Source organism: uncultured Gimesia sp. (genome assembly GCF_937910335.1).
In the GTDB taxonomy this organism is placed as follows: Bacteria; Planctomycetota; Planctomycetia; order Planctomycetales; family Planctomycetaceae; genus Gimesia.
This window is the reverse complement of record NZ_CALEMX010000204.1, coordinates 1-10,390: the sequence shown is the minus strand read 5'-3', so window position 1 is coordinate 10,390 and position 10,390 is coordinate 1. Positions and strand designations below refer to the sequence as shown.

General features: G+C 46.9%; 15 protein-coding genes. 7 read left to right on the top strand and 8 right to left on the bottom strand.

Annotated features, from left to right (window positions below):
• Positions 1 to 60 precede the first annotated feature (60 nt).
• The 4 genes from Q0668_RS07650 to Q0668_RS07635 all read left to right on the top strand — a co-directional run bounded on the left by Q0668_RS07650 (position 61) and on the right by Q0668_RS07635 (position 1,870).
• The gene (locus tag Q0668_RS07650; protein ID WP_298862281.1) at positions 61 to 282 is read left to right on the top strand and encodes a hypothetical protein; all 222 of its coding nucleotides are present in this window, start codon (positions 61 to 63) and stop codon (positions 280 to 282) included.
• A gap of 12 nt (positions 283 to 294) precedes the next feature.
• Positions 295 to 525 (top strand): hypothetical protein, encoded by a 231-nt coding sequence (locus Q0668_RS07645; protein ID WP_298862278.1) that lies wholly within the window; start codon positions 295 to 297, stop codon positions 523 to 525.
• A 57-nt stretch (positions 526 to 582) separates the two neighbouring features.
• Entirely contained in the window at positions 583 to 885 is a 303-nt protein-coding gene (locus Q0668_RS07640) for a hypothetical protein (protein ID WP_298862275.1), read from the top strand.
• Positions 886 to 1,021: 136 nt separating this feature from the next.
• Positions 1,022 to 1,870 carry a hypothetical protein gene (locus tag Q0668_RS07635; RefSeq protein ID WP_298862273.1) on the top strand — a complete coding sequence of 283 codons (849 nt, stop codon included), beginning with the start codon at positions 1,022 to 1,024 and terminating at the stop codon, positions 1,868 to 1,870.
• A gap of 70 nt (positions 1,871 to 1,940) precedes the next feature.
• Here Q0668_RS07635 and Q0668_RS07630 read toward each other — a convergent pair whose 3' ends face one another.
• From Q0668_RS07630 to Q0668_RS07615, 4 genes are all read right to left on the bottom strand, one after another.
• Positions 1,941 to 2,717, bottom strand: a complete 777-nt coding sequence (locus tag Q0668_RS07630; protein WP_298862270.1) for an SMC-Scp complex subunit ScpB — start codon at positions 2,715 to 2,717, stop codon at positions 1,941 to 1,943.
• A gap of 71 nt (positions 2,718 to 2,788) precedes the next feature.
• Positions 2,789 to 3,268 carry a zf-HC2 domain-containing protein gene (locus Q0668_RS07625; protein ID WP_298862267.1) on the bottom strand — a complete coding sequence of 160 codons (480 nt, stop codon included), beginning with the start codon at positions 3,266 to 3,268 and terminating at the stop codon, positions 2,789 to 2,791.
• A gap of 171 nt (positions 3,269 to 3,439) precedes the next feature.
• A complete protein-coding gene (locus Q0668_RS07620) occupies positions 3,440 to 4,195 on the bottom strand; it encodes a Crp/Fnr family transcriptional regulator (RefSeq protein WP_298862264.1) in 756 nt (251 codons plus the stop codon).
• A gap of 217 nt (positions 4,196 to 4,412) precedes the next feature.
• Positions 4,413 to 5,102 (bottom strand): NAD(P)H-hydrate epimerase, encoded by a 690-nt coding sequence (locus Q0668_RS07615; RefSeq protein ID WP_298862261.1) that lies wholly within the window; start codon positions 5,100 to 5,102, stop codon positions 4,413 to 4,415.
• Positions 5,103 to 5,306: 204 nt separating this feature from the next.
• On the opposite strand from Q0668_RS07615, the gene Q0668_RS07610 reads away from it, so the two are divergent.
• The 3 genes from Q0668_RS07610 (at position 5,307) to rpsR (ending at position 6,941) form a co-directional block, all read left to right on the top strand.
• Positions 5,307 to 6,113 carry an SDR family oxidoreductase gene (locus tag Q0668_RS07610; RefSeq protein ID WP_298862259.1) on the top strand — a complete coding sequence of 269 codons (807 nt, stop codon included), beginning with the start codon at positions 5,307 to 5,309 and terminating at the stop codon, positions 6,111 to 6,113.
• 163 nt (positions 6,114 to 6,276) lie between these two features.
• Entirely contained in the window at positions 6,277 to 6,546 is a 270-nt protein-coding gene (gene rpsN, locus Q0668_RS07605) for a 30S ribosomal protein S14 (protein WP_298862256.1), read from the top strand.
• Between the two features lie 113 nt (positions 6,547 to 6,659).
• On the top strand, positions 6,660 to 6,941 hold the full coding sequence (gene rpsR / locus Q0668_RS07600; protein ID WP_298862253.1) for a 30S ribosomal protein S18: 282 nt from the start codon (positions 6,660 to 6,662) through the stop codon (positions 6,939 to 6,941).
• Between the two features lie 146 nt (positions 6,942 to 7,087).
• Here the strand turns inward: rpsR and Q0668_RS07595 are convergent, their stop codons facing one another.
• From Q0668_RS07595 to Q0668_RS07580, 4 genes are all read right to left on the bottom strand, one after another.
• Positions 7,088 to 7,588, bottom strand: a complete 501-nt coding sequence (locus tag Q0668_RS07595; protein WP_298862284.1) for a 6-carboxytetrahydropterin synthase — start codon at positions 7,586 to 7,588, stop codon at positions 7,088 to 7,090.
• 48 nt (positions 7,589 to 7,636) lie between these two features.
• The gene (locus Q0668_RS07590) at positions 7,637 to 9,040 is read right to left on the bottom strand and encodes a hypothetical protein (protein WP_298862250.1); all 1,404 of its coding nucleotides are present in this window, start codon (positions 9,038 to 9,040) and stop codon (positions 7,637 to 7,639) included.
• Positions 9,041 to 9,065: 25 nt separating this feature from the next.
• A complete protein-coding gene (gene hisI / locus Q0668_RS07585; RefSeq protein ID WP_298862247.1) occupies positions 9,066 to 9,548 on the bottom strand; it encodes a phosphoribosyl-AMP cyclohydrolase in 483 nt (160 codons plus the stop codon).
• 557 nt (positions 9,549 to 10,105) lie between these two features.
• Positions 10,106 to 10,390, bottom strand: a 285-nt coding sequence (locus Q0668_RS07580) for a WYL domain-containing protein (RefSeq protein ID WP_298862242.1), incomplete at its 5' end; no start/stop codon positions are given.

Sequence of the window (10,390 nt, the reverse complement as noted above, 5' to 3'; positions counted from 1 at the left end):
AGGTGAAGATTTTCAAAACAGAGGGACTTTTATAGTAGTGAGATCTTCAGTGTTCGCGAAATGCAGTGTGCAAAAAACGCATCCCGCGCGCGACGCATAAAAACGCATATTCGCGAAGGGCAAGACGCTGTCAAGTTCTGTTTATGCATTGGTAAAACGAAGGGGGCAAAAGTGGTCATCTCTGATGATTCGAATCTGGTCAGCGGCGTCATAAAAGACATGCATTGTGGTTGTCGATATCGTATGATTGTCATCGATAATCGTGCCGTTTTTTGGTTGTAATGAAGTGAGGATATGATGAAACAATCTCAAATACCACGGATGCAGTACTGGGTTTTGCTGGTCGTATTTTCTTTGTGTGCTGTTGCTGGCATTGCCAGTGTTGTCGTTGCAGAAATATTCATGCCGCATAATGTCGGGGGGAACCTTGGTCGGCTGGCGATGTACCGTTATATGGGAACGGGGGCTATTGCCTGGGCTTGTATCGCGGTGTGGGCGGGTTACAAGCTGAAGATCAATTGTTAAACGGTAAATAATCGAATACAGGCTGCTTGCATTCGTAGAGGGCAAGATGGTTGTTTCATGACATCTAAACGTATTTCTGCAGGACTGCTTTCAATTTTCTTATTGGCGATGCTTGGTTGGACTTTTATTGGTAATGTTGGCGATGTTTGGACACAGGTCATGCTGGGCATGGGTGTGGCACTCGGAGCGATCTACGCCTTTTATGGCCAACTTCCGGAATGGCTCATCAATCTCAGTGGTGGTAAAATCGTTGCCGATGATGATCCAGGAAACATTTCACCGCGTGTCTATCTACCGATTCTCGGCGTGGCGATCTTGGTTGCGGCTTTTGTTTTTCTGACAAGCATATTTTTATTTTGAAGCGCGTAAAAATGAAGCTGCTGTCTGTGGAGCGTAGGTTTCTCACTGTATTCTTCAAATGCTGGTTGCGACTGTGCTATCTGATGTGCCATGATATCCGACCAAACGTGAAGATATTTTGTGTAAGGGTAGCGAGATGAAAAAGAAGTTTACCAGCCTGTTTGTTCTGACGTGTCTGCCGTTGAGTCTCTATGCTGACAGTATTAAGGTTGGGGAGACTGAACTGGAGATCCCCGCTCCGGCAGGTTTTGTTCTAACGACGTCAGAGATGGCTGTTCAAGCTCCGTTCAGTCAGAAACTGCCTGCTTTGGGTTCCGGGACTGAGTTAATCGCTGATTATATCTCTCAGGATGAAGTACCCGCGGTGTTGGAAGGAAAACGCTCACCTGGTCGCAAATTTATTTCCCTGTACGTATCTCAAAATACGAGATCCAAGACCGTTGGGGTACAGGATTTCGATAAAATAAAATCGAATACGAAGCGAGAGAATCACCATGCGATGAATCAGATGAGAGACGCAAATCCGGAACTATTTGACAGTATCCGTGAAAAGATAGAACAAAACTCGGATGGAAAAATCAAACTACAGATTCCTCAGTTTATATTACTTAAGGAGCATTTCGAGACTCCTCATGCCATCTCCTATTCCTCGCTATACACTTTCAAGCTCATAGAGGATGACGGGAATAAAAAAGCGGTGATATGCTACACAATGACGGATTTGAATCCGGCAGGGAAAATGCTCTTTATGTTATGCGGTGCACCCCAGGATGATTTGGAATGGACAAGGTCTGCTTCTAAGGCCTGGGCAGAAGCGATTCTGAATGCAAACCCTGAAGCACCCGAGGGGTCTCATCTGGAAGAGAAATCGCCTCCGATTAATCTGATCCAGGCCGGGGATGTTCCAAAATTAGTATTGGCGACCATTCTAATTGGAATAGGGTTGTTGTATTTGTGTCTGAAGAAACGTCCCAGTGTTTCCTGAGTCATTGCTAACTTTTTTGTTAGAAACATTGAAAGCAATTAATTGATGGTTAATTGGGATTCTGAAGAGACTATTTCTGGCTGAGCGATTCGCTGTAGGGTAGTTCTTCGATGTTTCCCAGGCCGAAGACCTGTAGGAAGCGTGGGGTGGTGATGTATTTGACTTCAGCTTTTTTTTCTGTTTCGCGTTCGATGGCGATGAGTTCGCGTCTTACTAATTGTCTCAAGATGCCGGCGGCTTTTTCTTTGCCGGCTTCGATGATGCGATCTTTTGTGATGGGCTGGTGGTAGGCGACGAGTGCCAGTACTTCCAGCGCATCCTGTGAGAGTTTGATTTCTTTCGGTCCAAAGCCAAAGACGCGATTGCGAATGCGTTCGAAATCATGTCTCAGGATGAGGCGGTAGCCCCCTTCTTCCATGCGGATTTCGTAGGGCCGTGCCTCGTCAATGTATTGACGGTTCAAGTCATCCAGCAGGTCGTCAACGTAGGATGAAGAAAACTCGTCGTTGAGTAGAGAGCAGAGTTTTTTGGTTGTTAACGGTGCACCGCCTACGAATAACGCCGCCTCAATGATCTGCCGGGGAGGAATCCGGGTTTCTCGCTTTGCCTGAGAGTGAGAGCTGGTCTGGTTGGCAGTAGTCTGCGATGGGTTTGAATTTTCGTCGGTCTCTTCCGGAATTTCGGGAAGATCGAGATCGCGCTCCACGGCTTCGAGGGCTTCAATGGCGCGTTCGAAGTCGGCGTCCAGACTTTCATCGAGTGGTTCATTCGACGCAAAGGCAGCTAGAAAATCATCCTCGTTAGACAGACTTTCGTTGGCTTCAGGTACTTCTTCTTCCAAGGACACTCCCTCAAATCCTTTCGGGGAATTCCGCATCAAAGGGCGTGAGCGATTCACGCTCTTTCGAGACGATGCGATTATTGATTTAACGCCAGTAGATAAGACTCCCAATCAGCCTGTTTTTGTAAGGCGGTTTTCAGCTCGGCTGCGTTATTGTGTCTGTTTGCCTGAAGTTGATCAACCTTTTTTTGGCAACTGGGGCAGTCTGCCAAATGTGCTTCGACTTTTTGGGTTGTATTTTGATCCAGCACTTTTGCGACATAATCTTTGGCTAGCGCGAGGACTTCTGAACAATACAGGCCCCCCGGTCGGTGTTGGTGCTGCTCAGTGATATTTTCCTGGGGAGTGGTGGAAGAGTTTGAGAGTTGATTCAGGCCGAAAAAACCAATGACACCGACTACCAGACAGACGGTCGCAATTTCCGCAGCTGAGATCAGATAGCTGATCTGTTTACGTTTTTTCATCACGGATACAAAACGGCCTAAATCGCCTGGTGCACAAGCTTGCCATTCCGCTTCTGAAGGGTCCTGGTGTTCGGTGGGGTTGTTTTTGTTCATGTTAAAATTTCCTACCAAGCATGGCAGGGTCTATGCCTTTTTACTTACGGAAAAAGTCCTCTGTGTTTTATTATCGTTTTCTTCGCTTATTTTATCTGTGAAATAGCTTACAGTTCATTCGAAATCCCCTTTATTTTAAGCTCTGAAGTGTCGGGAGATTGACCTAAATCGTTATGCTTCTGCTCCTTTCAGCATGTATTCCCCTGATTGATCAGGCTTGGCCTTTAAAGCGGGAGTGAGTTTAAAATCAATTGTCTGTGCCAGATGCTGAGTTTTTCTTAAAATGATTTGTCGCTTCTGGATTTCGATACTGCGTTCATCCTGCATTTCGCCGAGTAGTACGGTAACCGTTTCACGAGTGCTGCCGATGATACTGGCCAATTCCTGATGTGAGAGTTTGATGTTAATCAAAACCCCTTGCTGAGTGAGGCGGCCATATTTTTCGGCTAAATCAAGCAGCAGATAGGTCAAACGATCACGGTTCGAACGAAATAGTAATGATTTCAATCTTTGTTCAACCCGTTGACGTCGTAATCCCATCAGTTTCGTCACGCCCAATGAAACCTCTGGATGGTGCTGCATGAGCTCTTGAATTACGTTACCGGGGATGCGGAGAATTGTCGATTTCAACATAGCTTCAGCGTATTCGTCGCGCTCGCCTCCGCCTAGTATAGCCAATTCTCCAAAGAGCTCTCCCGGTTCGATCAATGCCAGAAGTGCCTGTTTTCCATCGCCGGTAATGTGATAGAGTTTGATTCGTCCTGCGAGAAGCAGAAATACAGCATCGCTGCTTTCCGTTGGCAGGTATACCAGATTTCCACGTCCAAACTGGCGCACGGAAGAGTTTTGCTCAACTTGCGCGATTTGATCCTGGCTCAGCCGTTCAAACAAATCACAATTCTTCAGATACCAGAAATTTTTGTCCATACAGACGAACCTTATCCCTATTCTGTCGAACAGGCGATGGCAGGAATAAACCGTCAGTGGCAACAAGCCCAAAAAAATGTAATCAATGAAACGGTATTTTATAAGTAACTATAATATATAAGTATCAGAGTCTCTTTGAGAACCCCCGATCAAGTGAATCGAATCATTTTTCTACTGAGTAAATAGCAGAATCACTGTTTGAAACACGAAAATACTGTCAAAGAGACTGTTTTTGTAAGAGTTCTATCACAATTTGTCGGGGCGCTCCAATGTCCAGAACGTGCACGGTGCCCGTGTATTTTCTGGATTCAGGCAAAGAAAATCCTCGTTTCTCTGCCACAAAAGTCGCTGTCTCCCGGGCAATGATGCAATTCCCCAGAGGCAATCCTGTATCGCAGTCGAGTCCGGAGGGGAGGTCAATGGCTAGTTTTTTTCCGGCAGCATCATTGATGAGTTGAATGGCCATCGAGAATGGCGGACGGATTTTTCCCTGAACTCCGGTTCCCAGCAAGGCGTCTACAATCCAGTCTGCCTCTTTCAGGAAATCGCGGAACTCATCCGGTTGAGATAAATCGGGGTCGCAATGGATGGGAATCCCCATACGTGCGGCAACTTGAAAGTTAATGGCGGCATCTCCCCGGAGCTGATCGGGGTTGGTCAGTAGATAGATTTGCACAGGAATGCCGGCGTTATCCAGATGGCGTGCGATGACAAATCCATCTCCTCCATTATTGCCTTTGCCTGCACAGATTTTGACGGGTCCGGTCGTATTGAGTGCCATTAGCAATTCAAATACGCAACGTCCGGCGTTTTCCATGAGTGCGATACCGGGAAGCCCGAACTCCTTAATGGTTCGTTGATCTACGCTGCGGACTTCCTTACGGCTCAGTCGTTCAATTAGAGACATTTTTCCCTCGTCAGACGGATCAGATGTATCTGCCAGAATCAAAAAAGGGTGAAAAATCGATCAAAGTAAGTTTATAAACAGTGGTTACGGGGTTTTCATTGGATTGGAATTAAATTACGATCTCAAAAACGAGTAGCGCTTTTACTCGACTTATGAAAAAGTAACACTATTCGACTCCAATAGAATACTTCTGGAGAGTCACTTGTGATAGATGAATATTCTGACCGATGGGCTCTGATTACGGGTGCTTCATCCGGAATCGGCTTAGAATTTGCGCACCGTCTTGCAGCGCGCGGCATGCATCTGGTATTGACGGCACGTCGTCAGGAGCAGTTGGAAGAACTGTCTTCAGAACTGTTGACCCGTCATGGCACTAAAACAGAAGTGATTGTACTGGATCTTTCTGAACAGGAAGCGCCGCAGCAATTGTATGATGAAGTCAAGCGTCGTGGTGTGCAGGTCGAGCTGTTAATTAATAACGCCGGTTTCAGTGTGGTGGCTGATATTGCTGCTACAGATCGGGAACGTGTGATGCAGATGGTGCGGCTGAACATGGGCGCTTTGACTGAGCTGACTTACTTCTATTTGCCGGAAATGATGGAGCGGGGTCATGGTGCAATCATCAACATCGCTTCCGTAGCAGCATTCCAGCCTGTGGCTTATATGTCGTCTTATGCAGCCAGCAAAAGTTATGTGTTGCATTTCAGCGAAGGTCTCTGGGCCGAAGCACGCGACAAAGGGGTGACGGTGTCGGCACTTTGTCCGGGTACGACCCAGACCGAATTCTTTGATGTGGCTGGCGTAGAAGGCTGGCTTAAAAAACACCGATTCCAGACTGTCGACCAGGTGGTCAAAACGGGCATCAAGGCGATGGAGAAAAAGAGGCAGTATTCAGTCTCTGGCTGGGGCAATTATTTTCTGTCACTATTGGTTCGCATAGCAACCAGACGGACCGTGGTTGTGGAGTCGATGAAGTATTTTCGTCCGAAGCCACAAAAAGAGAAGAAGTAGGGTACAAAAACACATGCCCCCTGTGTGTTGCTTTCCATTTCCGTTCTGTTCGATGCTTATTTGACGGATTTTCTTTTGAAAGCAGCCCGGCTAGTTGACGTTGTGACGCAATACCCAGTATAACAGTCGTTCCCTATTTTGGAATTTCGGAGAAGGTATATAGATGGCTTCCAAGTCGAAGATTGAAAAACAAAAAAGAAACGCAAAGCTTGTAGAGAAATATGCTGCAAAACGAGCCGAATTAATCGCCAAAGGCGATTATGCCAGCCTCGCTAAATTGCCACGTAGTTCGAGCAAAACACGTCTTCGTCGTTTATGTCAGCTGACAGGACGTCCCCGTGGTAACTACCGGAAGTTTCAGATCTCACGTATTGCATTACGAGATATGGCTTTAGATGGTTTAATTCCCGGCATGAAGAAATCAAGCTGGTAGGCTGGCACTCGAACGAGACTGAAGAATGTTCTTCGGTCCGCGCCAGCAATTTAAAAACAGCGTCGCCCCAATTTGGGTGTCCCATGTAACGACGCTTTACAGAGGAAAACAAAATGTCAGTCGGTTTATCGCGAAAAGAGATTGTCAAGCGACGGAAAAAACGAGCACGTCTAAAAAAGAAGCTCAAATGCCGGTTCTGTCCAGATGGAAATATTCCACGTCCCGTCTATGTCGATTACAAGGATCTGAGAACCCTGCGTTCTCTCCTGGATCGTGAAGGACGCATTTTACCTCGCCGTCGTACTGGTACTTCAGCCTTATATCAGCGAGCAGTTCGCCGTGCTGTATTACGGGCCCGATTCATTGGCTTACTGTCTTTCATCTCTGAAGACTAAGCGAGCACGTTCGATCAAAACGAAAGGCCCTGGATTCTTCCAGGGCCTTTTTTTATGCGCGTGAAATTTCGCATACGGATTGATAGCGACGAGTGAATATCAGGTTGCATGGGATCGAGTCAAAGCGGCCTTTTTCCCCGCAGGGTTTACCAGTGTAGTCCGGTGGGAAAGGAATCGGTTTGAAACTCGTCAAACAAAGTGGGATCGTGTTTTTCATTTTGATCCAGCGTTGCTTCTGCACAGGATTCTTCGGTTTCCCAGATCACGACTTTGATCGCCTGGACCCCGAGTTCGTCCAGTAAACCAGGGCAGACTTCGTCGAGTAAGTATCTTGCCATATTTTCTGCGGTGGGATTGTAGGGAAGCACAAAGTATTTGGTGGGTTCGACCATGCGGATGGCATTCAAGCCGTTCTCGTCTTCGATATTCAACAGAAATCCGTGGTCCCAGTTTTCGTCAATCCAACCCTTCAACAGGGATTTCAGCTGTGCGAAGTCAATAATTCGTCCGACGGCATCAGTTTCGGGGCCGGTCACGTAAAAGTCAGCGACGTAATTATGACCGTGAAAAAACTGGCATTTTCCTTCATGGCGAAATAATCGGTGTCCCGCATTAAACTTGACCCGACGCATGATTGTCATACCCATGATACTCACTCGACCTCTTGATTGACTTAGAATACTTCTAAAAAATGGTTAACTGTCCAATAGAGACTTCATACCCTGCGTCATAACGGCGTCTATTTCAGGGTCACAGAAGGCAACGCTCACTTCGTAGCCACCCGTCGGATATTCTTCAGCGACAGGAATATACCACGGGCCACCATCACCATAAGCGGCCGTCGCAATAAACTGATCGGGTTGAATGCTCTGGGCGCGTAGTTGATATTCGATGAAGCTCTCCGCTGGCAGGTGTAGTGTTTTGATGTCATTCATCTGCAATGAACTCAATGTGATCGGAATTTTTTTCTGAACCCGCTGCAGCCAGGCAAGCATATAGGAGGGGCGATTTCGATTGACCACACTGTTGGCTTTATTGGAGATCGTTTTCTTTAATACCTCTTCCTGAAACGTGTTTCTCACCGGCGGGAGAATGTCGTGTGTTTTCCACGTCACGTGTCCGATCGGTTCTGGTTTTAATTGCTTTTCTGAAGCAATCATGCCGTCGTAAATCCGCTTTGCGAGAATCGCACGCATTTCATGGGAGCCGTCGTTGTATTTTCCTGCAGAAATATTTCCGGCACAGCCTGTAAAATAAATGTGAGTGCAGCCGGGTTCTTCCTGTTGACGTTGTTTTCGGGCGATGCCGGTAAAGTCACTGCTGACACGACCGTCGCCGTAATAACTCATCGGGTGCGTTGAATAATAATGGGATGAAACCAGCTTTTTATCTTTGTTATAAAAGGCGATCGTTTTGAGCCAGGGGTCGATGGTTCCTTCGGTCATGCCGCGTAGTCTTTCATCTTTGCAACTACTACCCCGCATGCGTAGGATCTTACCGTTCTTGTCGCGATCAATGCGACGGTTTGAGGCGACCTTTAATATTTTACCCTGACTGTGTGCAATGTGTGTGACGGGTTCTGCCCTGGGTATTGCTGCGGCGACTGCTTTACGAGCTTTATCCAGACAGGTATTGAAGAAATCCAGTTCGACAATATGTGGTAAATCGCCTTGTTCCAGCACAATTTGTTCGGCATTCAGGCAGGCAAAGGGGGCATTATGCTGATGAACACATTGCACGGCCACGCGGTCGATGGTTGTGCCGGCTGCCTCTGCCAATGCTTTGCGCCAGGCGATGTGGGCGTCGTTTAGCAGGCCTGTCCAGTCGACGGCACAGACGACGATTGGTTTACCCGCACCTAGTAGAACATATCCGATTGATTCCAGTGAATCATCGTAGCCAACAACCGGTTTAATCCAGCCGCCGCACAGTGAATGACCTTTTGGAGGCGAAACGTCAAAACGAAATGGGGCAATGTGTAGATTCGGATTGCGAGTCGTTTCTTCACGATTGGCAAATACCCAATCATCGAGAGCAAACGTACTCCCGGTCGCAGCCAATGATGCAGCTAAAAAATCGCGTCGACTGAAATGGCTCATGATTCACCTGTATGGGTTACATTGATTACAGTTTGGTTGGATTTGGAGCGTCTCCGTAGACCTTTTTCGGGTCAAACACTTTTTCTGTCTCTGTAAATTGTAACTCAAGACCTTTGTCATTCATTTCCGCCCTTACAGGAACGCGACGGTAAAAGCAGGACCGATAGCCCACGTGGCAACTGGCGCCACCCTGAACATCGACGCGGAGCCAGATGGTATCCTGGTCATCATCGATCAGCAGTGCTTTCACTTTTTGAACAAGGCCACTGGTGGCTCCTTTGTGCCAAAGCACTTGACGGCTTCGGCTCCAATAGACGGCTTCCCCCAGTTCGATTGTTTTCTTCAGGGCTTCCTCATTCATATAGGCATGCATCAGTAATTCGCCGGAAGCAAAATCGGTAGTGACAACCGGAATCAAACCGTCCTTATCAAATTTGGGTGCTAGTTCATTTCCTTCTTCAACCTGTTCGATTGATGCCCGTTCAGCAAACTGAATTCCATCTGACATAATTTGTCTTTCCTCACTTCTTTGTGGTCTTTATCTGAGTAGTGGAAAAAATCTCCACTTTTTAATTGTCTTTCTGGGTTATCTGACTCTCTGAGCACGGGATGATTTCACAATCCCAGAGACAAAACAGCGTAGCCGGATATATCATACGCAAAGGATGTCGTCAGCCCCATCGTTTGAGATACTGTTCAAGCGGAAATCGGGAGATTTCCTGCCTGAGGGTCCGGTTTTTCATCCTTAAAATGGTAAACCGAATGGTGAGGCAGGTCAGCTGATTCAGTGGGAAAATTAAGAGGTTTCATGGAATAATCGGTGTTTGAGCCAAGAACAATATACATGCGCAACCTAAAATAAAACAGGGATGGCGTGTTCCTAATTCGTTTCTGGCTAAGAGGACGATATTCCCATGAAGAAGTTCGCTGTATTTTCAACAATGAATTGTGATTTGACTACAGGGAGCGTCATTTTTGAATTTTGGGGTGATCGAGATCATGGGAGTGCAACAATGAAGCACGTAAACAACACTGCTGGCCTTCAATCCCAAGTTTGACAAAGCACTAGGAATGATAAATCTGTGACATGTTTGAAATACGTTTCTTCACCAGATCACGAAACGAACGGGGTGAAAGAACTTCTACACGATCGCCGAAACTTAAAGCCCAATCGGCGATGTGATCCAGGCAGTCTACTTCGGCACGAAATTCAATCGCCCCTCCCTTTAGTTTCCTGATCTCCTGCGAGGGAGCCCAGCACATGAGAGAGACAGATTCGGCAACGCTACTTTCAAAACGAAGTTTCACCTGATGAGATTTTCGAGAATGGTGGATTGGATCCCAGGAATT